27 protein-coding genes are annotated in these 26,618 nt (G+C 67.9%); 15 read left to right on the forward strand and 12 right to left on the reverse strand.

What is annotated here, in order from left to right; genetic code table 11:
* Window positions 1-126: 126 nt before the first annotated feature.
* Window positions 127-756, reverse strand: a complete 630-nt coding sequence (locus tag AC2IR1_RS05830; RefSeq protein WP_486475341.1) for a hypothetical protein — start codon at window positions 754-756, stop codon at window positions 127-129.
* 173 nt (window positions 757-929) lie between these two features.
* On the reverse strand, window positions 930-1,880 hold the full coding sequence (locus AC2IR1_RS05835; RefSeq protein WP_486475342.1) for an aspartate carbamoyltransferase catalytic subunit: 951 nt from the start codon (window positions 1,878-1,880) through the stop codon (window positions 930-932).
* Window positions 1,881-1,993: 113 nt separating this feature from the next.
* On the opposite strand from AC2IR1_RS05835, the gene AC2IR1_RS05840 reads away from it, so the two are divergent.
* The 5 genes from AC2IR1_RS05840 to AC2IR1_RS05860 all read left to right on the forward strand — a co-directional run bounded on the left by AC2IR1_RS05840 (window position 1,994) and on the right by AC2IR1_RS05860 (window position 8,925).
* Entirely contained in the window at window positions 1,994-2,830 is an 837-nt protein-coding gene (locus tag AC2IR1_RS05840) for a uracil-DNA glycosylase (protein ID WP_486475343.1), read from the forward strand.
* The gene (locus AC2IR1_RS05845) at window positions 2,830-3,438 is read left to right on the forward strand and encodes a LysE family translocator (RefSeq protein ID WP_486475344.1); all 609 of its coding nucleotides are present in this window, start codon (window positions 2,830-2,832) and stop codon (window positions 3,436-3,438) included. Before AC2IR1_RS05840 ends, AC2IR1_RS05845 begins: the two co-directional genes overlap by 1 nt.
* Window positions 3,439-3,441: 3 nt before the next feature.
* A complete protein-coding gene (gene moaB / locus AC2IR1_RS05850) occupies window positions 3,442-3,975 on the forward strand; it encodes a molybdenum cofactor biosynthesis protein B (RefSeq protein WP_486475345.1) in 534 nt (177 codons plus the stop codon).
* Window positions 3,976-4,071: 96 nt separating this feature from the next.
* Window positions 4,072-5,526, forward strand: a complete 1,455-nt coding sequence (locus AC2IR1_RS05855; RefSeq protein ID WP_486475346.1) for an efflux RND transporter periplasmic adaptor subunit — start codon at window positions 4,072-4,074, stop codon at window positions 5,524-5,526.
* A gap of 3 nt (window positions 5,527-5,529) precedes the next feature.
* Entirely contained in the window at window positions 5,530-8,925 is a 3,396-nt protein-coding gene (locus AC2IR1_RS05860) for an efflux RND transporter permease subunit (protein WP_486475347.1), read from the forward strand.
* A gap of 23 nt (window positions 8,926-8,948) precedes the next feature.
* Here the strand turns inward: AC2IR1_RS05860 and AC2IR1_RS05865 are convergent, their stop codons facing one another.
* The gene (locus tag AC2IR1_RS05865; RefSeq protein ID WP_486475348.1) at window positions 8,949-9,785 is read right to left on the reverse strand and encodes a protein-disulfide reductase DsbD domain-containing protein; all 837 of its coding nucleotides are present in this window, start codon (window positions 9,783-9,785) and stop codon (window positions 8,949-8,951) included.
* A gap of 139 nt (window positions 9,786-9,924) precedes the next feature.
* On the opposite strand from AC2IR1_RS05865, the gene AC2IR1_RS05870 reads away from it, so the two are divergent.
* The gene (locus tag AC2IR1_RS05870) at window positions 9,925-10,527 is read left to right on the forward strand and encodes a YqgE/AlgH family protein (protein WP_486475349.1); all 603 of its coding nucleotides are present in this window, start codon (window positions 9,925-9,927) and stop codon (window positions 10,525-10,527) included.
* A gap of 40 nt (window positions 10,528-10,567) precedes the next feature.
* On the opposite strand, the gene AC2IR1_RS05875 is transcribed toward AC2IR1_RS05870, so the two are convergent.
* Window positions 10,568-11,530: an L-threonylcarbamoyladenylate synthase gene (locus AC2IR1_RS05875; RefSeq protein ID WP_486475350.1), complete on the reverse strand. Its 963-nt coding sequence runs from the start codon at window positions 11,528-11,530 to the stop codon at window positions 10,568-10,570.
* Between the two features lie 164 nt (window positions 11,531-11,694).
* Between AC2IR1_RS05875 and AC2IR1_RS05880 the strand changes: the two genes are divergently transcribed.
* The 5 genes from AC2IR1_RS05880 (at window position 11,695) to AC2IR1_RS05900 (ending at window position 15,932) form a co-directional block, all read left to right on the forward strand.
* On the forward strand, window positions 11,695-13,419 hold the full coding sequence (locus tag AC2IR1_RS05880; RefSeq protein ID WP_486475351.1) for an acyl-CoA dehydrogenase family protein: 1,725 nt from the start codon (window positions 11,695-11,697) through the stop codon (window positions 13,417-13,419).
* Window positions 13,420-13,439: 20 nt separating this feature from the next.
* On the forward strand, window positions 13,440-14,480 hold the full coding sequence (locus tag AC2IR1_RS05885) for an MBL fold metallo-hydrolase (protein ID WP_486475352.1): 1,041 nt from the start codon (window positions 13,440-13,442) through the stop codon (window positions 14,478-14,480).
* Window positions 14,481-14,483: 3 nt separating this feature from the next.
* Window positions 14,484-14,939, forward strand: coding sequence for a DUF6173 family protein (locus AC2IR1_RS05890; protein WP_486475353.1), 456 nt, complete (start codon window positions 14,484-14,486; stop codon window positions 14,937-14,939).
* Between the two features lie 153 nt (window positions 14,940-15,092).
* A complete protein-coding gene (locus tag AC2IR1_RS05895) occupies window positions 15,093-15,227 on the forward strand; it encodes an aa3-type cytochrome c oxidase subunit IV (protein ID WP_486475354.1) in 135 nt (44 codons plus the stop codon).
* 45 nt (window positions 15,228-15,272) lie between these two features.
* Entirely contained in the window at window positions 15,273-15,932 is a 660-nt protein-coding gene (locus AC2IR1_RS05900) for a hypothetical protein (RefSeq protein ID WP_486475355.1), read from the forward strand.
* Between the two features lie 49 nt (window positions 15,933-15,981).
* Here the strand turns inward: AC2IR1_RS05900 and AC2IR1_RS05905 are convergent, their stop codons facing one another.
* Window positions 15,982-16,335 (reverse strand): AzlD domain-containing protein, encoded by a 354-nt coding sequence (locus tag AC2IR1_RS05905; protein ID WP_486475356.1) that lies wholly within the window; start codon window positions 16,333-16,335, stop codon window positions 15,982-15,984.
* Window positions 16,332-17,069, reverse strand: coding sequence for an AzlC family ABC transporter permease (locus AC2IR1_RS05910; RefSeq protein WP_486475357.1), 738 nt, complete (start codon window positions 17,067-17,069; stop codon window positions 16,332-16,334). Before AC2IR1_RS05910 ends, AC2IR1_RS05905 begins: the two co-directional genes overlap by 4 nt.
* Before the next feature lie 98 nt (window positions 17,070-17,167).
* Here AC2IR1_RS05910 and mobA point away from each other — a divergent pair, with 98 nt between their 5' ends.
* On the forward strand, window positions 17,168-17,779 hold the full coding sequence (mobA, locus tag AC2IR1_RS05915; protein WP_486475358.1) for a molybdenum cofactor guanylyltransferase MobA: 612 nt from the start codon (window positions 17,168-17,170) through the stop codon (window positions 17,777-17,779).
* Here mobA and AC2IR1_RS05920 read toward each other — a convergent pair whose 3' ends face one another.
* The 5 genes from AC2IR1_RS05920 to soxR form a co-directional block, all read right to left on the reverse strand.
* The gene (locus AC2IR1_RS05920) at window positions 17,780-18,259 is read right to left on the reverse strand and encodes a transglycosylase SLT domain-containing protein (protein WP_486475359.1); all 480 of its coding nucleotides are present in this window, start codon (window positions 18,257-18,259) and stop codon (window positions 17,780-17,782) included.
* 117 nt (window positions 18,260-18,376) lie between these two features.
* Window positions 18,377-19,216 (reverse strand): 4-(cytidine 5'-diphospho)-2-C-methyl-D-erythritol kinase, encoded by an 840-nt coding sequence (locus tag AC2IR1_RS05925; RefSeq protein WP_486475360.1) that lies wholly within the window; start codon window positions 19,214-19,216, stop codon window positions 18,377-18,379.
* A 21-nt stretch (window positions 19,217-19,237) separates the two neighbouring features.
* Window positions 19,238-20,938: a tetratricopeptide repeat protein gene (locus AC2IR1_RS05930; protein WP_486475361.1), complete on the reverse strand. Its 1,701-nt coding sequence runs from the start codon at window positions 20,936-20,938 to the stop codon at window positions 19,238-19,240.
* A 109-nt stretch (window positions 20,939-21,047) separates the two neighbouring features.
* A complete protein-coding gene (locus AC2IR1_RS05935; protein WP_486475362.1) occupies window positions 21,048-22,691 on the reverse strand; it encodes an electron transfer flavoprotein-ubiquinone oxidoreductase in 1,644 nt (547 codons plus the stop codon).
* Window positions 22,692-22,787: 96 nt separating this feature from the next.
* Window positions 22,788-23,303, reverse strand: coding sequence for a redox-sensitive transcriptional activator SoxR (soxR, locus tag AC2IR1_RS05940; protein WP_486475363.1), 516 nt, complete (start codon window positions 23,301-23,303; stop codon window positions 22,788-22,790).
* 75 nt (window positions 23,304-23,378) lie between these two features.
* Between soxR and AC2IR1_RS05945 the strand changes: the two genes are divergently transcribed.
* From AC2IR1_RS05945 to AC2IR1_RS05955, 3 genes are all read left to right on the forward strand, one after another.
* On the forward strand, window positions 23,379-23,762 hold the full coding sequence (locus AC2IR1_RS05945) for a VOC family protein (RefSeq protein WP_486475364.1): 384 nt from the start codon (window positions 23,379-23,381) through the stop codon (window positions 23,760-23,762).
* Between the two features lie 147 nt (window positions 23,763-23,909).
* Window positions 23,910-24,380, forward strand: coding sequence for a transcription elongation factor GreA (gene greA / locus AC2IR1_RS05950; protein ID WP_486475365.1), 471 nt, complete (start codon window positions 23,910-23,912; stop codon window positions 24,378-24,380).
* Window positions 24,381-24,521: 141 nt separating this feature from the next.
* Window positions 24,522-25,544: a hypothetical protein gene (locus AC2IR1_RS05955; RefSeq protein ID WP_486475366.1), complete on the forward strand. Its 1,023-nt coding sequence runs from the start codon at window positions 24,522-24,524 to the stop codon at window positions 25,542-25,544.
* Between the two features lie 81 nt (window positions 25,545-25,625).
* Here the strand turns inward: AC2IR1_RS05955 and AC2IR1_RS05960 are convergent, their stop codons facing one another.
* Window positions 25,626-26,606 (reverse strand): polyprenyl synthetase family protein, encoded by a 981-nt coding sequence (locus tag AC2IR1_RS05960; RefSeq protein WP_486475367.1) that lies wholly within the window; start codon window positions 26,604-26,606, stop codon window positions 25,626-25,628.
* Window positions 26,607-26,618: the final 12 nt, after the last annotated feature.

The following is a 26,618-nucleotide window of genomic DNA, read 5'->3' on the forward strand; positions in this document are numbered from 1 at the left end:
CGGGGCCTGCGGGAGCGTTTCGGATCGTTCCGGCCCGCTATACGCCATGTGGCGCCGGGGGGGTAGGCGGGAAATGGACCGAGGCCCGCAGCAGGCCGTGGCGACGGGATCAGGCAGGTGCGGGGATCAGACGAGGGCGAGGGCCAGCCAGAGCAGGGTGCCCAGAAGCGCCAGGCCGAGGATGATCAGGGTGATCTGCCAGGGCCTGCGCAGGCGCATCGGCGTCGGCAGCGGCCCCCGGGGTGGCGGCAGGGTGCCGGCGGCGGCACCGCGTGCGGAAAGAGGCGCCAGACCGATGGGCCTGGGGCGGGTGCCGTAGCGCCCGATCAGCGACAGCCCCCGGGGCAGCGGAAGCACCCGGTCGCGGGTGCCCGCCAGCCGCCCGCGCAGCAACACCACGGGCGCCGTCAGCGAATCCAGCAGCGCGGCATCGGCGCGGATCTCTGCCGCATCGAGGCCGAGCCCTTCGTCCAGGTAGCCGGAGAGCCCCACCCCTTCGAGGTCGGCGGGATTGACCAGCTCCACCTCCGCGCTTTCGTCGAAGGCCAGGCCCAAGAGGTCCGAGAGGGTGGCGGGGGTGTGCCCGTTCAGGCGGCGCGGCGCCAGAAGCGGCGCCATGCGCGGCACCGTGGGATCGACGGCGAGCACGAAGACGGCTTCCCTGTCCGTGGGCGCGATGGTCAGGGCCTCTGCGCTGGCGGGAATGATCGGGCCGGGGGCCTGATCGGGGTCGTGGTCGGGATCCTGGTCGGGCATGGTCGTCCTCCGTCTGGTGGGGCGGAGGAGCCTCCGCCCGGGTCAACGCGCGGGCGGGGCGATGGTTGCACGTGGCGGGGCCGCTGTCACCCTTGCGGGGCAGGCGAGACCGGGGCGGTCCAGGGCGGTCGCGGGGGACAGGGCCCAGAGGCGCGGGCCCCGGGGTCTGCGGATCAGGCCACCTGTTCGGCGCGGCGGGCACGCAGGTTTTCGGCCAGCAGCTCCATCGCGGCCATGCGCACGGCCACGCCCATTTCCACCTGGTCGCGAATGACCGAACGGTTGATGTCGTCGGCGATCGTGCCGTCGATTTCCACCCCGCGGTTCATCGGCCCCGGGTGCATGACGATGGCATCGGGCGCGGCGAAGGCCAGCTTTTCGGCATCCAGCCCGTAGCGGTGATAGTATTCGCGTTCGGAGGGGATGAAGCCGCCGTCCATGCGCTCCTTCTGGAGGCGCAGCATCATGACGACGTCGACGTCCTTCAGCCCTTCTTCCATGCTGTCGTAGATTTCGCAGCCCAGTTCGGAGAAGGCCGAGGGCACCAGGGTCGGCGGGCCGACCAGGCGCAGGCGGTTTTCCATCTTGTGCAGCAGCAGCAGGTTGGAGCGCGCCACGCGGGAGTGGGCGATGTCGCCGCAGATGGCGATGTTGAGCCGGTGCAGGCGGCCCTTGGCGCGGCGGATCGTCAGCGCGTCCAGCAGGGCCTGGGTGGGGTGTTCGTGCCGCCCGTCGCCGGCGTTGAGCACGGCGCAGTTCACCTTCTCTGCCAGCAGGTCCACGGCGCCGGAATGCGGGTGGCGCACGACCAGAAGGTCGGGGTGCATGGCGTTCAGCGTCAGCGCCGTGTCGATGAGCGTTTCACCCTTCTTCAGGGAGGAGGCCTGCATCTGCATGTTCATCACGTCGGCCCCGAGCCGCAGGCCTGCCAGTTCGAAGCTGGACTGGGTGCGGGTCGAGTTCTCGAAGAACATGTTGATCTGGGTGAGGCCCTTCAGCGCGTCGGAATGCTTTTCCCCCGCGCGGTTGAATTCGACGTAATCCTCTGCCCGGTCGAGCAGGGTGACGATTTCATCCGGCGCCAGGCGCTCGATTCCGAGGAGGTGCTGTTGCCTGAAGCTCATGATGGTCTCCTGCCGTGGTTGGCGCCTTATAGGCCCGGCGGGGGCGGGGCGGCAAGGGAGCGGGATGCGAAAGCGGTGGCGGAGGGCGGGGCGGGAAGGTAGCGTCCGGAGCCATGGAATCGCTTCACGTATCGGAGATGGACTGGCACCTCGCCCGGGCCCTGCTGGAATGGCAGGTCGAGATGGGCGTGGATGAAAGCATCGCCGAGGCACCGGTGGATCGCTTCGCCTTGGAGGCGGAGGCACAGGCGGCGCGACCGGCGAAGGCCGCGGCCGATTCGGCGGGCAGCCCGGCGGGGCAGGTGGTGGCGATGACGCCCGCGCAGATGCGCGAGCGGGAGCACCTGGATGCCGTCGAACAGGCCCGTGCCATGGCCGAGGCGGCGCAGTCCCTGGACCAGTTGAGAGAGGCCATGGGCGCCTACGAGCACTGCGAGTTGAAACGCGGGGCGCGCAATCTTGTCTTCTCCGACGGGTTGCGGGGTGCCAAGGTCATGATCCTGGGCGAGGCGCCGGGCCGGGACGAGGACCGGATCGGCAAGCCCTTCGTCGGACGGGCCGGGCAGCTGCTGGACCGCATGCTGGAGGCCATCGGCCTGTCGCGGGACGCCAGCGAGCCCGAAGAGGGCGTCTACATCACCAACGTGCTGCCCTGGCGGCCACCGCAGAACCGCGATCCGAAGCCGGAGGAGATCGCCATGATGCTGCCCTTCGTGCAGCGGCACGTGGCACTGGCCAGGCCGGATGTGCTGATCCTGATGGGCAACATCAGCTGCCAGGCGGCGCTGAAGAAGCGCGGCATCCTGAAGCTGCGCGGCAACTGGCAGACGGCCTTCGGCCTGCCCGCCTTGCCGATGACCCATCCCGCCTACCTGCTGCGCCAGCCCCATGCCAAGCGGGAGGCCTGGGCCGACCTGCTGTCGCTGAAGGCGAAGCTGGAGGGCGCGTGATGCTGCCCCTCGACCCGGTGATCCTGCTGACCTTCGTGCCCGCCGCGCTGGCGCTGAACCTGACGCCGGGGGCGGACATGATGTTCTGCGCCGGTCAGGGGCTGCGGGCGGGGGCGGGCGCGGGATGGCGCGCCAGCGGCGGCGTGGCGCTTGGCGGGATGATCCATGCTACCGTTGCGGGGCTGGGCGTCGGCGGCCTAGTCGCGGCGCATCCTGAGGCCCTGCTGGCGATCCGCTGGCTGGGCGCGGCCTATCTGCTTTACATGGCCTGGGGCATCCTGCGGGCGGAGGCGTCGGGCCCGGACATGCGGCCCGCGCGGCCCTTCCGCGACGGGCTGCTGGTGAACCTGACCAATCCCAAGGTGATCCTGTTCATCCTGGCCTTCGTGCCGCAGTTCGTGACCCCGGACCGGCCGGTGCTGCCGCAGTTCCTGGTCATGGGCGCGGTGCTGTCGCTTGGCGGCTTCGTGGTGAACGGGGTGGCGGGCATGCTGGCGGGGCTGGTGCAGGCCCGTCTGGCGGGCGGGGGCGGCGCCTGGGCACGCCGCATCGCCGCGACGATCTTTGCCGCGCTGGCGCTGCGGCTGGTGCTGGGCACGAAAGGCTGAGAGATGAGCGAGAAACCCTTCATCCCCGTCCGCATCGCGGTGCTGACCGTGTCGGACACCCGCAGCCTGGCCGAGGATCGGTCGGGCGACACGCTGGTCGCGCGGATCGCGGCGGCGGGGCATCTGCTGGCCGACCGGAAGATCCTGCGCGACGAGCGGACGGAGATCGCGGCGCAGCTGCGGGCCTGGATCGCGGATGAGGGCGTCGACGTGGTGATTTCCACCGGCGGCACCGGCCTGACGGGCCGCGACGTGACCGTCGAGGCGCATCGCGATGTCTATGAAAAGGAGATCGACGCCTTCGGCACGGTCTTCACCATCGTGTCGATGCAGAAGATCGGCACCAGCGCGGTGCAGAGCCGGGCCACGGGGGGCGTGGCGGGCGGCACCTACCTTTTCGCGCTGCCCGGCAGCACGGGTGCCTGCAAGGATGCCTGGGACGAGATCCTGGTGAAGCAGCTGGATTACCGCCACGCGCCCTGCAATTTCGTGGAGATCATGCCACGGCTGGACGAACATCTGCGCCGCAAGCCGTAGGCCCTGGGCGAATCTGTCGTAAACTTAATGTTTGTTGGCGTAACGTGAGGCGCGGGGGAGGATCATCCCCGTGGCCGCCTTCTCACGGATTTGCTCATGAGATTCCTGACCCGCAGCCTGTTGGGGCTGTTCCTGCTTGCGACGACCCTTGGCCTGCTGGCCTATGCCGGCAGCCTGGTGACCAGCGCGGTGCAGACCCGGCTGGACCGGGACACCGCCGCGCCGCGCGCCCGGGAGCGGGAGTTCGCGGTCAACGTGGTGACCGCGCGGGCGGAAACCATTGCCCCGGTGCTGACCGTCTTCGGCGAGGTGCAGAGCCGCCGGACGCTTGAAATCCGCGCGGCGGTAGGTGGGCAACTGGTTGAACTGTCGGATGATTTCGTCGAGGGCGGCATGGTGGATGAGGGCCAGGTCCTGCTGCGGATCGACCCGGCCAATGCCGAGGCCGCCCGCGACCGGGCGGAGGCGGACCTTGCCGATGCCGAGGCGGAGGTGCGCGATGCAGAGCGCGCGCTGGTGATCGCGCGCGATACCCTGGCCGCGGCAGAGGAACAGGCCGGGCTGCGCGCCAAGGCGCTGGACCGGCAGAACACGCTGATGGAGCGGGGCGTCGGATCGGCGGCCACGCAGGAAGAGGCGGAGCTGGCCGAATCCTCTGCCCGGCAATCGGTGCTGTCGGCGCGCAATGCGCTGGCCGTGGCCGAGGCGCGGATCGACAGCGCCGCCACCGCGCGGGTGCGCGCGCGGCTGGCCCGCGACGAGGCGGAGCGCGACCTGGCCGATACGGTGATCCGCGCGGCCTTCGACGGGCAGCTGTCGGGGGTGAACCTTGTGCAGGGGCGGCTGGTCTCTGCCAACGAGGCGCTGGCGGAGCTGATCGACCCGCGCGCGCTGGAGGTCTCCTTTCGGGTCTCGACCCCGCAATACGCGAACCTGCTGGACGGCGAGGGGCGGTTGCAGGCGCTGCCGGTGGCGGTGGCGCTGGAGAGCTTCGGCACGGCGCTGACCGCCGAGGGCGTGATCAGCCGAGACGGCGCGGTGGTGAGCGAGGGCCAGACGGGCCGGGTGATCCTGGCCACGCTGGGGGCGGCGCGTGGGCTCAAGCCCGGCGATTTCGTCACCGTCCGGGTGCAGGAGCGGCCGATGGCGGGGCTGATCCGTCTGCCGGCAACGGCGCTGTCGGCGGGGGAGACCGTGCTGGCCGTGACGGCGGAGAACCGTCTGGAAGAGCTGCCTGCGCCGCTGGTACGGCGGCAGGGCGACGACATCCTGGTGCGGAGCGCCGCGCTGGAGGGCCGCGCGCTGGTTGCGGAACGCACGCCGCTGCTGGGCGCGGGCATCCTGGTGCGGCCGATGCGGCCGGAAGGGGAGGCGGAGCCCGAGGCCTCCACCATCCAGCTGACGCCGGAGCGGCGGGCGAAGCTGGTCGAAGCGGTGCAGGGCAACACCCACATGCCGGAAGAGGTCCGCGCGCGGTTGCTTGGCCAGTTGCAGCAGGAAGAGGTGCCGGTGCAGGTGGTCGAGCGGCTGGAAAGCCGCATGGGGGGCTGAGCCATGATGCGCGCGGCGCCCGGATCGGCCCGGGGGATCCTGAGCTATTTCACCCGTCACCGCACCGCGGCCAACCTGCTGCTGGTGCTGATGCTGGCCGCGGGTCTGGCCGCGCTGCCGCGGATGCGGGCGCAGTATTTCCCCGACGTGGTCGTCGATACCGTTACCGTTTCGGTCAGCTGGGACGGCGCGGGCGCCGAGGATGTGGACCTTGCCATCGTGCAGGCGCTGGAGCCGTCGCTGATGGCGGTGGAGGGGGTGCTGTCCTCGACAAGCCGGTCGACCGAGGGGCGGGCGCGGATAAGGCTGGAGTTCGAACCGGGCTGGGACATGGCGCGGGCGCTGAACGACGTGCAGGCCGCCGCCGACAGCGTGACCACCCTGCCCGAGGAGGCCGATGAGCCGAGCGTCACCCGCAGCGCCTGGCGCGACCGGGTGACGGATGTGGTGATCACCGGCCCCGTGGGCGTGGACCAGATCGGACGTTTCGCCGACGAGCTGGTGACGCGGCTTTTCGCGGAAGGGGTGACGCGGTCGACCATCCGGGGCCTTGCCGCGCCGCAGACGGTGGTGGAGGTGCCCTCGCTGAACCTGATCACCCATGGTGTCACCATGGCCGAGATCGCATCTGTCATCGGGGCGGAGGTCGATGCCGATCCGGCAGGCGACGTGGCAGGCGCCAACGCACGGGTGCGCACCGGAGTTGAGAAACGCTCTGCCGATCAGATCGAGGCGCTGGTGCTGCGCAGCGAGCCGGATGGCACCACCCTGACCGTGGGCGACGTGGCGCAGGTGCGGGTGGAGGGCGTGGACCGCGCGCGCAGCTACTTCGTGGGTGGCAACCCCGCGATGTCGGTCACGGTGGAGCGGTCCGACAGCGGGGATGCCATCGGCATTCAGCGCAGCGTGGAAAAGGTCGTGGCGCAGATGGCGCCGACCCTGCCTGCGGGCACCAGCATGGACTTGATCCGCACCCGCGCGGAGGAGATCACCGGGCGGCTGGACCTGCTGATCGAGAACGGCGCCATGGGGCTGGGCCTTGTGCTGTGCCTGCTGTTCCTGTTCCTGAACGCGCGATCGGCGCTTTGGGTCGCGGCGGGGATCCCGGTGTCGATGCTGACGGCGATCGCGCTGATGTATTTTTCGGGCCTGACGATCAACATGATCTCTCTCTTTGCGCTGATCATCACGCTGGGGATCGTGGTGGATGATGCCATCGTGGTGGCGGAATATGCCGATGCCCGGGTGCGGCGGCGGGGCGAGGGCCCGGTGGAGGCGGCGGAGACGGCGGCGGCGCGCATGGCGATGCCGGTGTTTTCCGCGACGCTGACCACGGTGATCGCCTTCTTCGGCCTGACGGTGATCGAGGGCCGTTTCGGCGACATGATCAGCGACATCCCCTTTACCGTCATCGTGGTGCTGATCGCGAGCCTGGTCGAATGTTTCCTGATCCTGCCCAACCACATGGCCCATGCCCTTGCCGGGTCGTCGCGCGAACACTGGTACGACTGGCCGTCGCGGCAGGTGAACCGCGGCTTCGGCTGGGTGCGGGACCGGCTGTTCCGACCCTTCATGGGGCTGGTGGTGCGGGCGCGCTACCCGGTGCTGGCGCTGGTCATGGTGATCTTCGCCACCCAGATCGGCCACTTCATTCGGGGCGACCTGCAATGGCGGTTCTTCAATTCGCCCGAGCGGGGGTCGATTTCCGGCAATTTCATGATGGCGCCGGGCGCCACGCGCGAAGACAGTCTGGCCATGATGCGGGAGCTGCAGCGCGCGACCGAGGCCGTGGGCGCGCGCTACGCGGCGGAGTACGGGCGCAACCCGGTGGATTACGCCATCGGCGAGATCGGCGGCAATTCCGGGCGCGGGCTGTCGGGATCCGACAGCAAGGACGAGGATCTGCTGGGCGCGATTTCCATTGAGCTGATCGACCCGGACCTGCGGCCCTATTCCAGTTCCGCCTTCATCGCCGCCCTGCAGGAGGAGGTGCGGCCGCATCCCCTGTCGGAGCTGGTGAGCTTCCGCGGCTGGCGGTCCGGGCCCGGGGGGGACTCGCTCGACGTGCAGTTCTACGGCGCCTCGGCCGAGACGCTGAAGGCGGCGAGCCAGGCCCTGCAGAAGGCGCTGCTGCCCTTCCCCGAGGTCTCCGCCGTCGAAGACAACCTGGCCTATGACAAGGAAGAGATGATCCTGGAACTGACGCCGCAGGGGCTGGCGCTCGGCTTCACCGTGGACGAGCTGGGCCGGGTGCTGCGCAACCGCCTGAACGGGATCGAGGCGGCGACCTATCCCGACGGGCCGCGCTCCGCCGCGATCCGGGTGGAGCTGCCGGGGGATGAGCTGACCGCCGATTTCCTTGAGCGGATGATGCTGCGCACGCCCGAGGGCGTCTACGTGCCGCTGGCCGATATCGTGCGCGTGGCGCGGCGGTCGGGCTTTTCCACGGTGCGGCGGGAGAATGGCCTGCGGGAGCTGTCGGTGACGGGCGAGATATCGGAGGACGATCCGGCCCGGGCCGAGCTGATCAACCGCACGCTGGAGGAGGAGATCCTGCCACGCATCGCCGCCGAGCAGCAGGTGGAGTACCGCGTCGCCGGCCTGTCGGAGCAGGAGGACCGCTTCATGGCGGAGGCCCGGACCGGGCTGATCCTGGTTCTGACGGGGATCTACCTGGTGCTGGCCTGGGTCTTTGCCAGCTGGACACGGCCCATCGTGGTCATGGCGATCATTCCCTTCGGGCTGGTGGGCACCTTCTACGGTCATCACATCTGGGGCGTGCCGCTGTCGATGTTCACGGTGGTGGGACTGCTGGGGATGACGGGGATCATCATCAACGATTCCATCGTTCTGGTGACCACCATCGACGAATACGCCGAGACGCGCGGGCTGGTGCCTGCGATCATCGACGGCACTGCCGACCGGCTGCGGCCCGTGATGCTGACCACGCTGACGACGGTGATGGGGCTGGCGCCCTTGCTCTACGAGAAGTCCAGCCAGGCGCAGTTCCTGATGCCCACGGTGATCACGCTGGTCTACGGGCTGGGCTTCGGCATGGTGCTGGTGCTGCTGGTGGTGCCCGCGCTGCTGGCGATGCAGGAGGACGTGGCGCGGCTTCGCCGGGGCCTGCGCCGCGCGCTGCGGACGCGCCGGGCCCCGGGGCTGCGGGCGCTGAACCTGGTGGGCGTGGCGCTGATGCTGGGCTGGTTCGCGGCGACCTTCGGGCCGGTGCTGGCCAAGGGGCAGCTGGCGCCGCCGCTGGCCGGGGTCTTCCCGCTGCTGGCACTGGCCGGGCCGTTGCAGGCGGCGCTGCTGCTGTTCCTGGGCGGGATGGCCCTTGCGGTGCTGCTGCTTTTCGCGGGGAGCCTTGCGGTGATGGCGGTCAGGCGGCGGGCCTGAGCCGGGTCTGGGGCCGAGCCGGGTCAGCCCGCCTCGCAGCCGTCGATTTCCACCGCGTATTTCTGCCCCAGAACGGTGATCTTCAGCTTCGACCGGTCGAGGCTGACACCCCGGCTCGTGCTGGAAATCCGCGCACGGGAAATCAGGGTGCCGCCCTGCCGTTCGGTCACGGAGTCGGAGACGATGGCGCCCGGCAGGGGCGTTTCGAAGACCGCGACTTCGCGACCGCCGGCAGAGGGCATGGCCAGCCGCGCTTCGACAAGCAGGCCGCCGTCATCGGGGCGGACGCTGCAACGGGCGGAGGTGACCTGGGCTTCGGCCGCGCTGTAGGGCCGGCCGGCGAGGGCCGCGGCGATCGGCGGCGTGCGGGTGCCGGGGTCGTTCGCGGGCAGGGTGGCATCAATGGTGAATTCCAGCGGCACGCAGACGCTTTCACAGATCCCGAGGAAGACCTTGCCGCGCAGTTCGACAGGCTGGCCCGGGGTTCTTGGCGTGACTTCCAGTGGGAGGACGACGCGGTTGTGGTAGACGATGGAGCGCATGCCGTCGGCATCCTGCACCTCTGGCCGGGGCCAGACGATGCGCACATCGCCCAGGTTGGTGGAGCCGGACCAGTCGAAGCTGGGCGGGATGCCCGCGCTGCCGGGCACGCGCCAGTAGGTTTTCCAGCCCTCCGCCAGGGTCAGTTCCAGGCCCGCCACGTGATCGCCGTCCTTCTCCTTCCAGCCGGGCAGGACCCGGACGTCGAGGTAGGAAGCATAGGGGTTTGCCTGCGCCTGGCCGCCGAAGACGGCGAGCAGCGCGCAGAGCAGGGTAGCGGATCGGAGGGCGGCCAGTTTCATGTGATCAGAGATGGCCATCTGCGCCGGATTTGCCAACTCACAAAGAAGCGACAGTTGGTCGTTACCCGTCGGTAAGACGCTATTCCGCGTGTTCTGTGCCGCTCTATGGCGTCTTAAAGGTTGCAAATGACGCGAAATGGCATCAAACAGGAGGAAGGTGGGGTTTTATTTTCGAGTCTTCAGGGGCAGGACATTGCCGGCACCATTTGATCTGACTGGCAGGGTACTTATCGCCATGCCAGGATTACGCGACGAGAGGTTTGCCAATTCGGTGGTCCTGCTTTGCGCGCATTCTCGCGAAGGCGCAATGGGCCTTATCGTGAACAAGCCCGTGGATCACGTAACGTTACCCGAGCTTTTCGACCAGCTTTCCATCGCCGTTCAGGGGCCGCTGCCCGCTGCGGTTGTTCATGCCGGGGGGCCGGTGGAACTGGAACGCGGGTTCGTCCTGCACAGCCCCGACTACGATACGGAAATGGCGACCCTTCAGGTCAGCGCGGATTTCGCGATGACGGCGACACTGGATGTGCTGGAAGACATGGCCGCCGGGGCGGGCCCCTCTCGGGCGATCGTGGCGCTTGGCTATTGCGGCTGGGCCCCAGGCCAGCTGGAGGGCGAGATCGCCGACAATGGCTGGCTGGTGGGGGATATCACCCCGTCACTGCTGTTTTCGCGCGACGACGAACGCAAGTGGGATCTTGCAATGAGCGCGCAGGGGATTGATCCGCTGTCGCTTTCGGCCGCGTCCGGCCGGGCCTGAAGTGGGGCTTTAGGTGACCCGGGGCCGGTGTTGAACGGCGCTAGTCGCGCGGGGCCGCGGCGCGGCGCAGCCGGTCATTGATCGCCAGGCCGATGCCGGTTTCCGGGATCGGGGCCACCGCGATCCGATCCACCCCGTCACGATCCATCTGATGCAACAGCCGGAAAAGCCGGGCTGCGGCCTCTTCCAGGTTGGCCGAGGGGGACAGGTTGTAGGGGCTGTCGGCCGGGCCAAAGGCCAGCAGGGTTTCGCCGGGCAGCAGCTCTTCTGCGTTGAGCCGGACAGAGCCGCGTGGCGCGTAGTGCGATGTCATCTGCCCGGGCGCCTGGATGGGGGTCTGGTCACCCGGCGCAGCGGCGGGGGCGGTGACGGTCAGTCCGGTGCGGGCCTGCACGGTCGCCGCGTCGATCCCGCCGGGGCGCAGAAGGGTCACGGTGCCGTCGGTCGCGACGGCAAGGATGGTCGATTCCAGGCCGATGCCGCAGGGGCCGCCGTTGATCACGGCGGCGATGCGGCCCGAGAGGCCTTCGAGCACATGGGCCGGTTCCGTCGGGCTGATGCGGCCGGACGGGTTGGCGGAGGGGGCGGCGAGGGGGCGGCCGACGCGGGCGATCAGGTCGCGCGCCACCGGGTGGCCGGGCATCCGCAACGCCAGCGTGGGCAGCCCGGCAGAGATGCGGGGGGCCACCGTCGCCCCGGGGATGAGCGGCAGCACCAGGGTCAGCGGGCCGGGCCAGAAGGCATCGGCGAGGGCCAGCGCCTCTGGCGGGAAGGAGACCTGTTCGCGGGCCATCTCCATCGTGCTGACATGGGCGATGAGCGGGTTGAAGGAGGGTCGTCCCTTGGCCGCATAGATCGCGGCCGCGGAGGTGTCGGAGCAGGCATCGCCCGCAAGCCCGTAGACGGTTTCGGTGGGCATCGCGACCAGCGCGCCCGCGCGCAGCAGTGCCGCCGCCTGGTCGAGAGAGGCGTCATCCGTGCCGAGGAGAAGCGTGTCCGTCATCGTTGTCCGTGTCGTCTGTGGCGTCCCGGCCCTGGCCGCTGCGCCGTCTTGTGACGCCGCGTTTGGCTTTGCCGTTCCCGGGGAGGGCGGTAGAGATGCAACCCGGGCCCGGCTGTCCTACAGTCGGCGCCACAGCTTGCCAAGCCGTGAGGGAGGAGACCCACATGCCATTCCGCGCCCCGATCGAGGACTTCCGCTTCATCTTCGACAAGGTGGTCGATTTCGGCCAGATCGCCGCGACCGACCGGTTCGGGGAGGCGTCTTCCGATACGGTCGATGCCATTCTGAGCGAGCTGGGCCGCCTGACCGAAGAGGTCTGGGCGCCGCTGAACCGCAATGGCGACCTGGATCCGGCGGTGCTGGAAAACGGGGTGGTGCGGACCTCGAAAGGGTTCAAGGAGGGGTTCGCGGCGCTGGCCGAGGGCGGCTGGCTGGGCCTTTCGGCGGGCGAGGATCACGGCGGCATGGGCCTGCCGCTGACCCTGACCTCTGCCATGAACGACATGATGTCGGCCTCCTGCCTGTCTCTGGGCCTGAACCCGCTGCTGACGCAGGGCCAGATCGAGGCGCTGGAACATCACGCCAGCGATGAGATCAAGGCGCTGTACCTGCCGAAGCTGATCAGCGGCGAATGGACCGGCACGATGAACCTGACCGAGCCGCAGGCCGGGTCGGACGTGGGCGCGCTGCGGTCGAAGGCGGAGCCCAACGGTGACGGCACCTATGCGGTGAGCGGCCAGAAGATCTTCATCAGCTGGGGCGATCACGATTTCGGCGGCAATGTCTGCCACCTGGTGCTGGCGCGGCTGCCCGACGGTGCGCCGGGGACCAAGGGCATCAGCCTCTTCATGGTGCCGAAGTACCTGCCGAAGGAAGACGGCAGCCTGGGTGATCCGAACGGCCTGCGGGTGGTCAGCCTGGAGCACAAGATGGGTCTGCACGGCTCGCCCACGGCGGTCATGGAATACGACCGCGCCACCGGCTGGCTGGTGGGTGAGGAGCACAAGGGCATGGCCGCGATGTTCACCATGATGAACAACGCCCGCCTGGGCGTCGGCATCCAGGGCATCGGCGCGGCCGAAGGCGCCTATCAGAAGGCGCTGGAATTCGCGCTGGAGCGCAAGCAGGGCCGCACGCCGCGGGAAGGGCAGGGCGGCACCGGCACCATCGCCGATTTCGCCGACGTGCGCCGCATGCTGGGCGAGATGCGCGCCGATATCTTCACCGCGCGGTCCATCGCGCTGGCCTGTGCCGTGGCCATCGACATGTCCACCGCCACCGGCGAGGCGGAATGGAAAGCGCGCGCGGCCTTCCTGACCCCCATCGCCAAGGCCTTCGGCACCGAGACCGGCATGCGCGTCAGCGAGATGGGCATGCAGGTGCATGGCGGCATGGGCTTCATCGAGGAGACGGGCGCGGCGCAGTATTACCGCGACGTCCGCGTCACCGCGATCTACGAGGGCACCAACGGCATTCAGGCGATGGACCTGGTGGCGCGCAAGATGATGGACAAGGGCGAGATGGCCATGTCCCTCATCGACGAGATGCAGGCCTTCACCGAGACCGCGCGCAACCAGTGCGACACCCTGGCGGAGCCGCTGTGGCAGGCCATCGAGACCCTGCGCGAGGCGACCGAATGGATGCTGGCGCAGGGCGACCTGAACGAACGGTTCGCGGGCTGCGTGCCCTACCTGATGGGCTTTGCCCGGGTGCTGGGTGGCTATTACCACCTGAAGGCCGCTCTGGCCGAGGGGGGCGAGGGGCCGCGGGCGCGGCTGGCGGCCTTCTACCTGAAACGGCTGCTGCCGGAACATGTGGGCCTGCTGGCCCATGCCACCGTCGGCGCCGCGGATCTTTATGCGCTGAGCGTCGAGGATCTGGCGGTTTGACCGCCGGACAGGACACCGCATTGGCCGAGAGGGGCGCATTGCGCTTCCCCTGGGAAGAGGCGCCGGCCCCGGGGGAGGCGGTCGAGGTGGCGGAGGGGATCCTGTGGATCCGCATGCCGCTGCCGATGGCGCTGGATCACGTGAATGTCTACGCGCTGGATGACGGCGATGGCTGGACCCTGGTGGATACCGGGGTCCATTCGCGTCGCAGCGTCGCGATCTGGGAAAGCCTGCTGGCCGGGCCGCTGGCGGGCAAGCCGGTGCACCGGGTGCTGATCACCCATCACCACCCCGATCATGTCGGCATGGCCGGCTGGTTCCAGGCGCGGGGGGCGGAGCATGTCACCTCTCGCACCTCCTGGCTGCTGTCGCGGATGCTGGTGCTGGACGTGGAGGAACGCCCGACCGAAGCCGCCGTCACCTTCTGGAAACGGGCGGGCATGGCGCCGGAGGTGCTGGAAAAGCGGTTGGCGGAACGGCCCTTCAACTTTGCCGACATCGTGCATCCGATGCCGCCGGGTTACACCCGGTTGCAGGAGGGCGACACCTTCCGCGCGGCGGGGCGGACCTGGGACGTGCGGATGGGCAATGGCCATGCGCCGGAACATGTCACGCTGTGGTCGCGCGACGATGCGCTGGTGCTGGGGGGCGATCAGTTGCTGGCCTCGATCAGCCCCAACATCGGGGTGCATGTGACCGAACCCGACGCCGATCCGATGGCGGAGTTCCTGGAGGCCTGCACGCGGCTGCGGACCCATGCCCGCGACGACCAGCTGGTGCTGCCCGGCCACAAGATGCCCTACACCGGCGTTCAGCTGCGTCTGGGGCAGATGATCGACAACCACCTGTCGGGGCTGGAGCGGCTGCGGGCGTTCCTCGACCAGCCGCGCACTGCCACGGATTGCTTCCCGGAGCTTTTCGTGCGCCGCATCGACGGGGGAAATTACGGTCTGGCCATGGCCGAAGCCGTCGCGCATCTTAACTACCTACTGAAGAGGGGAGAAATCTCCCGCAGCCTGCGTGCCGAGGATGGCGCCTGGCTGTGGCAAGCCGGAGGGTAGCGGATGCAGGAAACCATGGTCTCGACCAGCGCGGAGGCGGCGGAGGATGCCGTGCTTCCCTGCCGTCATGAGGCGCGGGCCGATGGCAGCGCCCCGGCAGAGCTGCCGGAGAAGGTGATCGACCAGCCGATCCAGAAGAAGAGCCCGGCGGCCTGGGCCTATGAGCGGCTGATCCTCTACATCCAGAACTTCGAGGAAACGCTGGATTCCGAGCATGAGGTCGTCATGGGCTTTGCCGGGGGCGATGCTGGCGTGCTGCGGATCGAGGGGATGGGGTATTTCGATCCCGATATCGTCACCTTTTCGGGCACGGATGCGCAGGGGGTGAAGACCCAGCTTGTCCAGCACGTGAGCCAGCTTTCGGTGATCCTGCGGGCGATGCCCAAGGTGGTCCCGCAGGAGGCGCCCAAGCGCATCGGGTTCCGCCTGCGCGCGGATCTGGAGAACACCCGGGCCTGATATCGCACGTGGCCAGTGCGGGGACGGTGCGGGGCGTGCGCGGCTTGCCACAGGGCAGGGCGCGGGGCCCGGATCGCACCCGAAACAGGTGACAGACGCCCGACCGTGCGATATTGCCGAAGTCAGGAAGCGCCTACAGCAGGAGGACTGGACATGGCGGAACACGAACACGGGACCATGGATATCGAAACCCACGAGAAGACCTTTGAAGGTTTCATCAAGGCTGCGGCCTGGGTGGCCGGTCTCTCCGTTGCGGTGCTGATCTTCCTCGCCCTCTTCAACAGCTGAGGCGGGGCCGGCGGGGAGGCCGGCGCCGATCTACCGGAGTACCCAATGACACGCATGTTCCTTGTCCTCGCGGCGCTTGTCGCGCTTGCGGGCTGTGGCGCGAAGAATGCCGATTACGTCCAGCCGACCCCGGATATGGAGAATGATCACTATGCCGCCGGCGGTCCGCCGTCGCTGACCCTGATCACGATCCGCGCCAATGACACGGGCAAGGGGGCGCACACCGCCCTGATGATCAACGCAAGCGAGCGGGTGATCTTCGATCCGGCCGGATCCTTCCGCCATGCGCAGATCCGGCGCGAGGGTGATGTCCTCGTGGGGATCAGCCCGGCCTTCTGGCAGGGATACCGGTCGATGCACGCACGGGCGACGCACCACGTGGAGACGCAGGAGGTCATCGTTTCGGCGGAGGTTGCGGAGAAGGCGCTGGCGCTGGCCTATCAGCGTGGCGCGGTCCCGGCGGCCTATTGCGCGCGGTCCACTTCGAACCTGCTGCAGCAGCTACCGGGCTTCGAAGGGATCCACACCCGCTGGTTCCCGACCGAGCTGGAAGAGGATTTCACCCGGGTGACCGGTGTCACGCCAAGCTCCTACTACGAGGATTACATGCCCGAGGGCGGATTGCCCGAAGGGGCGGTGCTGGGCGTGGATACGACGACGATCCCACGTGCAGAGGAAGGCCCGCGCGCAGAGGAAGGCGCCTGAGCCGCGAAGCTCGCGTGGCGGATCGGTCCGCCGCGCGCTTCGGGCCGGATCAGCCCACCAGCCAGAGCATGAGGTAGAGCGTGCCCAGGCCGCCGATGATGGCGAGCAGGGTGCGGCGTACGAAGATGCCCAGGGCCAGGGTGACCAGCGCCGCGGTCAGGCGGGCGGGATCCGTCTCTCCTCCGGTGGCGCCGGGCCAGACGATCAGCGGGGCGACCAGCGCGGGCAGGACCGCGACGGGCGTATAGCGCAGGTGCCGCAGCAGCCATTCCGGCATTTGCCGGTTCCCGACCAGCCCGAGGAAGGCAAAGCGCAGAAGGAAGCTTCCGACGCCGAGGCCGATGATGACGACCCAGAGGTCGAGCCGGTCCAGGCCGGCGGTTGGCAGCGTTTCCGCGGTCATGTGTTTTCCCCCCGCGCAGCCGTGCGCCTTTCCACCTCGGCGCCGACCATCATGCCGGCCACGGCGGCGATCAGCAGGCCGAAGTTGTAGGGCAGCCCGGAGAAGATCAGCGACAGGGCGATGGCCGTGCCGCAGGCCGCCAGATGCGCCGCGCTGCGCAGCATGGGCGCGACCATGGCGACGAAGGTGATCGGCAGGGCGAAATCCAGCGCCAGTTCCGGCGGGATGGTCGATCCGATCAGGGCACCGACCACGGTCATGATGTACCAGAAGGGGCAGATCGGCAGGATCACCCCGAAGAAGTAGGCCATGCGCTGCGGCACGCTCCAGTCGCGGTTTTCCTCGTAGGCGGTGACGCAGCAGGCATAGCTCTGATCCACGAGGAAATAGGCCGCCAGCGCCCGCTGCCAGAGCGGCGCCCCGCCGAGATAGGGCGTCAGAGAGGCGGAGTACATCGCCATGCGCAGGTTCACCGCCAGGGCGGAGACCAGGGCGACGATCACCGGCGCACCGTCCCGGAGCAGCTGCAACGAGGCAAACTGCGCCGCGCCCGCGATGACGGCGATGGAGAAGGTCAGCGCCTCGTAGACCTTCAGGCCCGCTTCGGTCGCGACGACACCGAAGAGCATGGCGAAGGGACCGACGACGAGCAGGAAGGGCGCGCCGTCCCGGACACCTTTGAGAAAGGTCTTCCGATGGGTGGCAGCGGCAGGAGGGGCGGCGTAGGATGTCATGATACGCATCGCTAGCGTGATGCCGGGCAAGAGGCAACGCGAGATCCAATGACCAGAGAGTATTCCGCAGCTTCCGGGTGCCCCGACCGGAGGGCGCGATGATCCTGCCGGGGATGATCCTGGCGGGCGGCCTGTCGCGCCGGATGGGCGGGGAAAAGGCCCTGATGCCACTGGCCGGACGCCCCTTGCTGGCCCATGTGATCGACCGGGTGGAGCCGCAGCTGTCGCATCTGGCGCTGAATGCCAATGGCGAGCGCGGCCGCTTCGCGCATTTCGGCCTGCCGGTGGTGCCTGACAGCCTGTCGGGCAATCCGGGGCCCCTGGCCGGTGTCGTCGCCGCGATGGACTGGGCCGCGGGACTGGGGGCCGAGCGTGTCTTTACCCTGCCGGTCGATACGCCGCTGCTTCCGGGGGATCTGGTGCCACGGCTGCTGATGGCGTCGGAGGCGGGCCCGGGGCCCGTTCTGGCGGCAAGCCCGGACGACGCGGGCAGGCTTCGGGCGCATCCGACCTGCGCGCTCTGGCCCGTGGCGCTGCGCGATGATCTGAGGGCGGCGGTCGGCGCCGGTCAGCGCCGGATGATGGACTGGGCCATGGCACAAAGCGGCGCGCGACTGGAACCCTTCCCGGCGCCGGGCGGCGATCCCTTTCTCAACATCAACGATCCCGAAGACCTGGCCGGTGTCGAAGCGCTGCTGGCAGGGGGCTGATCACTCGGTCCGCAGGCCGGTTTCGATCAGCATGTCCTGGCGCTTTGCCTCGTGATAATAGCCACGGGCGTACCACATCACCGCGGCGTCCTGATCGCCATCGGACAGGAGCCAGGCCCCGCGCAGGTACTTCACCGCGTATTTCAGGTTGGTTTCCGCATCCAGCAGGTCGGGCGCCTTGCCGGAGAAGCCCATGGAACGGGCGGTGGCGGGCAGGATCTGCATCAGGCCGTAATAGGGGCCATTGCGGGCCTCGGGCCGGTGGGTGCTTTCACGGACCACGACCTTTTGCACCAGGGTCACGGGCACATCGTATTCGGCCGCATATTTCTCGATCAGGGCGCGCAGCTCCGGCGTCTCGTTGGGGTGGAGCGGGGAGCTGTCCACGAAGGCCAGGCTGTTGGGCTCTTCGGGGGCGGGGGCCGCGCAGGCGGCCAGCGGAAGGAGAAGAACAAGGGCGATACGGGCCAGGTGACGCATCGGTACTATCCGTGTGAACTCGGTTAAGTTCCGATTAAGCGATGCGGGCCGGATCGCAAATACGCGGATGGCTGCCTCGGCGGAGATACGCCGGAGGCCTTGTTTCACTGGCGCTTTTCAGCGCAACAGGCAGTCGGTGATCCACCAGTCGGGCTGCGCGGAGGAGAGCATGCGTGCCGCCGCCGCCGCCGCCGCGGCATCGGGGAAGAGCGCGAAACAGGTGGCGCCGGAGCCGGACATGCGGGCCAGAAGGCAGCCGGGCAAAGAGGCAAGGGCGCCCAGAACGGCGCCGATTGCGGGTTCCACGGCGAGCGCCGGTGCTTCGAGGTCATTGCGAAGCCCGGAGAGCCAGCCGGCGACATCGGCCGGGGTGCCGAGGCCGGAGGGAAGGGGCCCCATGTCGGGATTGTCGCGCTTTTCCAGACGCTTGAAAACGGCGGGCGTCGCGACGGGGCGGCGCGGGTTGACCAGCAGGGCGGGCAGGGCGGGCAGGCCCGGCACGGGGGTGATCACTTCGCCCACCCCCTGCATCCGGGCCGCGCGGGCCGTCAGGCAGACGGGCACGTCGGCCCCCAGGCGTTCGGTGGCCTCTGGCAGCGCCACCCCGAGGGCCGCCATCGCGCGCAGCACGGTTGCCGCGTCGGAGGAGCCGCCGCCGATGCCGGCCTCGCTCGGCAGGTGCTTTTCCAGGGTGATCGCCACGGGGCGCCCGGCCAGGCGCGCGGCCTTCAGGCAGAGGTTGCTGTCATCGGCAGGCACGCCGGAGGCGCAGGGGCCACTGACGGTGAGGGCATAGTCATCCGAGGGGGTGACGCCGATCCGGTCGCCCCTGTCGGCAAAGAGCACGAGGGAGTCGAGCAGGTGGTAGCCGTCATCGCGACGTCCGGTGACGTGCAGCGCAAGGTTCACCTTTGCCGGGGCCAGAAGGGTCGGCCCCGCCGTTTCATTGCTGTCCATCGGGATTTCCTTCGGCCGCGCTCAGCCGCCGTCGGAGGCGACCTGTTCGACGCTCTTCTGCTCTTCCGCGAGCACGGCGTCCAGCCCTGCCTGCAGCTTCCGCCGGATGCGGGCCGCGTCCTTTTCCTCCGGTTCGAAGGAGAGGGCGCGGGTCCACTGGAACTGCGCCTCGCGGATGCGGCCGACCTTCCAGTAGGCGTCGCCCAGGTGATCGGTGACCACGGGATCGACCGGCATCAGTTCCGCGGCGCGTTCCATCTCTGTCACGGCTTCGGGGTAGCGGCCAAGCTGGAAGTAGGCCCAGCCCAGGCTGTCGACGATATAGCCGGAGCTTTGGTCGATCTGGGCGGCCTTCTGGATCATGGCCAAGGCCTCATCCAGGTTCTCGCGCTTTTCGACCATGGAATAGCCGAGGTAATTCAGCAGGTTGGGCTGATCGGGGTTGAGGTTCAGCGCGGCGCGGAAATCGGCCTTGGCGTCATCCCAGTTGTTCAGGCGTTCCTGGCTCATGCCGCGAGCGTAGAAGACGAACCATTTCGCCGGATCGTCGCCATTGTAGAGGTCGAGCGCCTTGTCATAGGCCCTCACCGCTTCGAGGTACTTGCCCTGCCAGCGGTACTGATCCCCGCGGGAGGCCTGCACCTTGGCCACGTCGGGGAAGGTCGCGGCCAGCTGATCGAGCACTTCGAGCGCGGCATCTTCGCGGCCCGACTTGCGCAGGGCAGTGGCCCGGCCGAGTTCGGCCAGGTAGAAATTGGGGTTGTCCCGGGGCACGGCGCGATAGGCCTGGGTGGCCAGTTCCGGGCGATCGAGGTCTTCGAGCAGTTCGCCGGACAGCAGGATCGCATCGACATGGTCGGGGCGCAGCGTGGTGGCGATACGGGCATAGAGCAGGGTGTAGGCCTGTGCCGTTTCCTTCTCCAGCGCGGCGGCGATGGAATAGAAGACCTCTGCCACGCCATCCTGGACGGAGGTCACATGGGTGTAGGGCAGGGTTTCCCCGGCGGTGAGGCGGTCGCGCATCTGCTGCACTTCGCTGCCCGGATCGGAGCCGAACACGCTGTCGAGCAGCGACAGCGCGGCGTCGTTGTGATCGAGCTGGCTGAGCACCTCTGCCCGGGCCAGGACACTGCGGCGGGTCATCTGGATCGGGCGTTCCCCGTCGCTGGTATAGAGCGCCTCGGCCCCTTCGAAGTCCCCGACGTAGGAGAGGGCAAGCGCCTTGTGGTAGCGGGCGAAGCGGGCGAGGCCCGGTTCCTGCCCGACCGCGTCGAACTTGGCGAGCGCGGCGCCCATGTCGCCCTTGCCCAGCAGCATCCAGGCGGAGAGCAGCCCATCGACAAGCGGGCCCACGCCGCGCTGATCCGCGATCCGGGAGAGGACGGCATCGTAGTCCTGGTTCATGACCTCGTCGGCGATCAGGACCATATGACCGACCTGGCTGTCGACCCCCATCTCTTCGAGCCGCTGCGCCGCGCCGACGGCGCCGGGGGTGGACCCGGCGGAGACCTGCGACAGCACCAGCCCGTCCAGCAGGCGCGCTTCGCGCGGGTCGTTGCCGAGCGCGCGCAGGTAGTAATGTGCGGCGGCGTCGTAGTCGCTGGTCAGCCGTGCCTGCCGGGCGGCCAGATAGGCGCCGGACGGTTCGGCGCTGGAGGCCAGCGGAAGCACCGTGGCTAGGGCCAGCACGGACAGATGTGCGGAGATTTTCAGGCTGCTCATCCCGGGGAACCTCGTCCTTTGATCCGGTCGAGCGTAAGGGCCGCATGGCCCGAAAGCAATGCGGGGCGTCCGATGAACGCCCCGCCTCGCGAAAAAGTTCCGGCCAAGTTTACATGTTGGGATAATTCGGCCCGTCGCCGCCCTGGGGCGTGGTCCAGTTGATGTTCTGCGAGGGATCCTTGATGTCGCAGGTCTTGCAGTGGACGCAGTTCTGGAAGTTCACCTGGAAGCGCAGATCGTCGCCTTCGCCGATGAATTCGTAGACCCCCGCCGGGCAGTAGCGGGCCGAGGGGCCGGCGAATTTCGGCAGGTTCACCGTCAGCGGGATCTCGGGATCCGCGAGCTTCAGGTGGCAGGGCTGGCTTTCCTCGTGGTTGGTCGCCGCGAAGGAGACGTTGGTCAACCGGTCAAAGCTGATCTTGCCGTCAGGTTTGGGGTAGTCGATCGGCTGGTGCTTTTCGGCCGGTTCGGTCGCCTCTGCATCGGTCTTGCCGTGCTTCAGCGTGCCCAGCAGGGAGAAGCCGAAGGTGTTGGTCCACATGTCCAGCCCGCCAAGAGCCAGGGAGGCGGTGAGGCCGTATTTGGACCAGAGCGGTTTCACGTTGCGGACCTTCTTCAGGTCCTTGCCGATGGCACCGCCGCGCACTTCGTCTTCGTAGGCGGTCAGCTCATCCGAGCTGCGGCCGGCCTTCAGCGCCTCGTAGGCGGCTTCCGCCGCGGCCTTGCCGGACAGCATGGCGTTGTGGTTGCCCTTGATGCGGGGCACGTTGACCATGCCGACGGAACAGCCCAGCAGGGCCGCGCCCGGGACGGTCATCTTGGGCATCGACTGGTAGCCGCCTTCGGAGATGGCGCGGGCGCCATAGGCCACGCGCTTGCCGCCTTCGAGCAGCTCCTTGACCATCGGATGGTGCTTGAACCGCTGGAATTCCATGTAGGGGAACAGGTAGGGGTTCTTGTAGTTCAGGTGGACGACGAAGCCCACGTAGACCTGGTTGTTCTCCAGGTGATAGATGAAGGACCCGCCACCGGCGTTCTTGCCAAGGGGCCAGCCCATCGTGTGGGTCACGGTGCCTTCCTTGTGCTTCGCCGGGTCGATTTCCCAGATTTCCTTCATGCCGATGCCGAACTTCTGCGGCTCATGGCCCTTGGACAGCTCGTACTTGTTGATCAGCTCCTTCGCGAGGGAGCCGCGCACGCCTTCGGAGATGAAGACGTACTTGCCGTGCAGCTCCATCCCGGGTTCGTAGCCCGGGCCCTCGGTCCCGTCGGGGTTCTTGCCGAATTCGCCGGCGACGACACCCTTCACCACGTCACCGTCGTAGACCAGTTCGGAGCAGGACATGCCGGGGAAGATCTCGACGCCCAGCTCCTCTGCCTGCTCGGCCATCCAGCGGCAGACGTTGCCCATCGACACGATGTAGTTGCCGTGGTTGTTCATCAGCGGCGGCATCGGCAGGTTGGGCACGCGGATCTCGCCTGCCTCGCCCAGCATGTAGAAGTTGTCTTCCGTGACGGGCGTGTTCAGGGGCGCACCCTTTTCCTTCCAGTCGGGGATCAGCGCGTCCAGCCCGCAGGGGTCCAGCACGGCGCCGGACAGGATGTGGGCGCCCACTTCGGAGCCCTTTTCGAGGACGACGACCTCCAGCTCGGGATCGAGCTGTTTGAGGCGAATGGCGGCGGACAGACCGGCGGGGCCGGCCCCGACGATGACCACATCGTATTCCATCGTTTCGCGTTGCGTCTCGGACATGTTGGCTTCCCCGTCGGCGTGGCTTGTTTTGGGCTTCGAAATTTTCTTTCGCATCGTTAGCCGTTTCCCGCGTGTACGGTCAATTGCAACGATGCGTCATAAATCGTCGTTGTTGTCGGGCTTTTCCGCAGCATCTGCGGCGCTGTCACCCATCAGGTATCGCGGCCCGGGGCCGAGCCGTCCGGCGCGGTCACCGGGGTTGTAGAGGGCGCAGCGTTCCAGGGAGAGGCAACCGCAGCCGATACAGCTGTCCAGGTTGTCCCTGAGCCGTGTGAGCTGCGCGATGCGCGCGTCCAGGTCGGCGCGGTAGCTTTCCGAAAGGCGGCGCCAGTCGGTGGCGGTCGGGGTGCGTCCCTTGGGCAGGGTGGCCAGTTGGCCGCGGATTTCCGCGATGGAGGCGCCCAACCCTTGGGCAATCAGGATGAAGGAAAGGCGCCGGATGTCGGCACGTTCGTAGCGGCGTTGGCCCGATGCGTTCCGCCAGGGCGTGATCAGCCCCTCCGCCTCGTAGTACCGGATCGCGGAAACCGCGAGGCCGGTGCGTTCGGCCATGGCGCCGATGGGCAGGCCGTCCCGGCGGTCAGGTTTTCGTATCCGTTTGTGATCGCTCATTTCTTTCTCCTTGCCCTCAAGTTAACTTTAGGCAGGAGACTGGCGGAAGACCAAATCAACCAGGATAGGCGAGAAATGATCCGACTTGAGCATGCCAATGTCACCGTGAACGACCCGGATGCGACCGCGGCGTGGCTTTGCGATGTCTTCGGCTGGCAGGTGCGCTGGCGCGGGTCGGGGATGCAGACCGGCCGCACCGTGCACGTGGGCGGGCCGGACAGCTACGTCGCGCTGTTCACCTTCGGGGAGCCGAATGCACCGCGCCCGGCGCGCTACCGCACCCAGGGTATGCTGAACCACCTGGCCGTCTTCACCGAGGAAGAGATCGGCGCGGTGGAAGACCGGGTGAAGGCCGCGGGTTTCGAACCGATCAACCACCATGACTACGCCCCGGGGCGCCGGTTCTACTTTCTGGACGACGACGGAATCGAATGGGAGGTCGCCTCTCACCAGGCCTGACCCCCTGTCTGCGGGGGGTGAGCCCTTGCGTGGGGGGGTGGTGCAAACCACTTGCAAATGACCCCCGCATTGGGTCAGGTAGCTGAACCGGAGAGATCACGGAGAGGGGCCCCATGCGGCCCCTTTCTACATGCCGTGGAGGGCAGAATGGAAAAGATACCGATGACCCGCAGCGGCTTCCAGAAACTGGAGGCCGAGCTGAAGCAGCTGAAGTCCGTCGACCGTCCTGAGATCATCAAGGCGATTGCCGAAGCGCGTGAGCACGGGGACCTGTCGGAAAATGCCGAGTACCACTCCGCACGGGAAAAGCAGAGCTTCGTCGAGGGGCGCATCAAGGAACTCGAAGGGCTGATCGGCCTGGCCGAGGTGATCGACCCGAAGACCCTTTCCGGTTCCATCAAGTTCGGCGCCACCGTCACCCTGGTGGACGAGGACACCGACGAAGAGAAAACCTGGCAGATCGTCGGGGAGCAGGAAGCGAACATCGAAAAGGGCCTGCTCAACATCAAGTCGCCGATCGCCCGTGCCCTGATCGGCAAGGAAGAGGGCGACTCGGTCGAAGTGCGCACTCCGGGTGGCGAAAAGTCCTACGAAGTGCTGAAGATCCTCTACGTTTGAGTTTCTGATCGCGGCGCGGGTGCCGTGGGCGGCCGCCGCGCCGCGCCGCCGATCCTGCGCCCGATGCGTTGATTGGTTCTGGACCGCGAGGGCTGTCCGGGGGACAAAGGACAGGAGCGTCAAGCACCTGCGAGTTCGGGCATGAGTGAAAGCCAGAAGAGCAAGCCGACCCTTGTCGGCGCCTATGACAGTACCCGCGGTCCCGGCCTGTCCGCCGGAGAGGCGGTCGCCGTGATCATCAGCCTGCTGTGGCTGCTGGGGGCCGCGGTCTATTTCATCTACATCTATGACGCCGACGCGGTGGACGAGGCGCGCCTGAAGGGCTTGCAGCAGGTGCTGACGGTCTTCGCGATCTTCACCCCCGTCGCGATGATCTGGGTCGCCGCCATGGCCGCGCGCTCTGCCCGGGTGATGCGGGAGGAGAGCCAGCGTCTGCGCACCGCCATCGACGCGATCCGGCAGGCCTACGTGAACCAGAACCAGAAGGGCGGCGATGCCAGCATCGCGCGCAAGCTGGACGAGATCGCGATGGCGCAGCGCAAGACCGAAACCGCCCTGCTGACCTTCTCTTCCATCCGGGAGCATTCGGCCGGGCCCGAGCCGAAGCCCGCCGTGGTCGCCCCGGCGCCGAAGCCCGAGGACGAGGGGCAGGCGCCCCTGCCGCTGGATCCCCCGTCGGAGCAGCCGGTGACGCCCCTGGCGATGGAGGATTTCACCCGCGCGCTGAACTTCCCCGAAACGGCGGAGGATGAAGAGGGCTTTGCCGCGCTGCGAAAGGCCCTTCGGGACCGGCAGACGGCCCTGTTGATCCAGGCGGCACAGGATGTGCTGACCCTGCTGAGCCAGGATGGCATCTACATGGACGACCTGCGCCCGGACATGGCCAAGTCGGAAATCTGGCGCCGCTTCGCCACGGGGGAACGGGGCCGGCAGATCGCGGCGCTTGGCGGGATCCGCGACCGGTCTTCCCTGGCGCTGGCGGCCGGCCGGATGAAACAGGATCCGATTTTCCGCGATGCCGCGCACCACTTCCTGCGCCGGTTCGACAAGATGTTCGTGGAGTTCGAAAAGACCTCCTCCGACACCGATATCCAGGCCCTGGCCGATACCCGTACCGCCCGCGCCTTCATGTTGCTGGGCCGGGTCGCGGGCATCTTCGACTGAGCCGCCCGCAGAACGGAAGCCGAAAAGAAAAAGGCCGCGTATCCCTCCGGATGCGCGGCCTTTTCGCTTTGGTGAGACGGATCAGTTCAGGCGTGCAACCACGTAGGAGGCCAGATCCGAAAGGATCGTGCGCAGCTCGCTTTCGGGCAGCACCTGCAGCGCGTCGCGGGCCTTGGCGGACCAGTCCAGCGCGGTCTGGCGGGTGCTTTCCAGCGTGCCGTGTTTCGCGAAGAGCGCCAGGGCCTGTTCCAGGTCGCCCTCTTCCTGCTTGCCGCGCCCGATGGTGCGGCTCCAGAAGGCGCTTTCTTCTTCATCGGCGGCGGCAATGGCGCGGATGACGGGCAGGGTCAGCTTCTTCTCTCGGAAGTCGTCGCCGATGTTCTTGCCGGTCTGGCCGCTGTCGCCGGTGTAATCCAGCAGGTCGTCGGCCATCTGGAAGGCGATGCCGAGCGCGTCGCCATAGGTGAAGAGCGCCTCGATATGTTCTTCCGGTGCCTCGGCCAGCACGGCGCCCGATTGCGTCGCGGCGGAGAAGAGCGCGGCGGTCTTGCCTCGGATCACCGTCAGGTAGGTGTCCTCGGTCGTGGTGATGTCCTGCGCCACGGAGAGCTGCAGCACCTCGCCTTCGGTGATGACGGCGGCGGCCGACGACAGGATGTCGAGGACGCGCAGGTTGCCCGGTTCCACCATCATCTGGAAGGAGCGGGCGAACAGGTAATCGCCCACCAGCACCGAGGACTGGTTGTTCCAGAGCAGGTTGGCGGTGGGACGGCCCCGGCGCTGCTCGCTTTCATCGACGACATCGTCATGGAGCAGCGTGGCCGTGTGGATGAATTCCACCGTGGTGGCCAGGTGGATGTGGAAGGGCCCGGTGTAGCCGCAGAGCTTGGCCGCGGCCAGCACCAGCATCGGGCGCAGGCGCTTGCCACCGGCGTTGATCAGGTGGGCCGTGATCTCCGGAATGCGGGGCGCATGCTTGGAGGCCATCCGCTCCTGGATAAGGGCGTTGACGTCGTCAAGCTCGGTCGCCAGGGCGGCGGCCAGGGCATCATTGGGTTTCATGGCGGCTTGGTC

The sequence above is a fragment of the Pseudooceanicola sp. NS-SX8 genome (assembly GCF_057380755.1).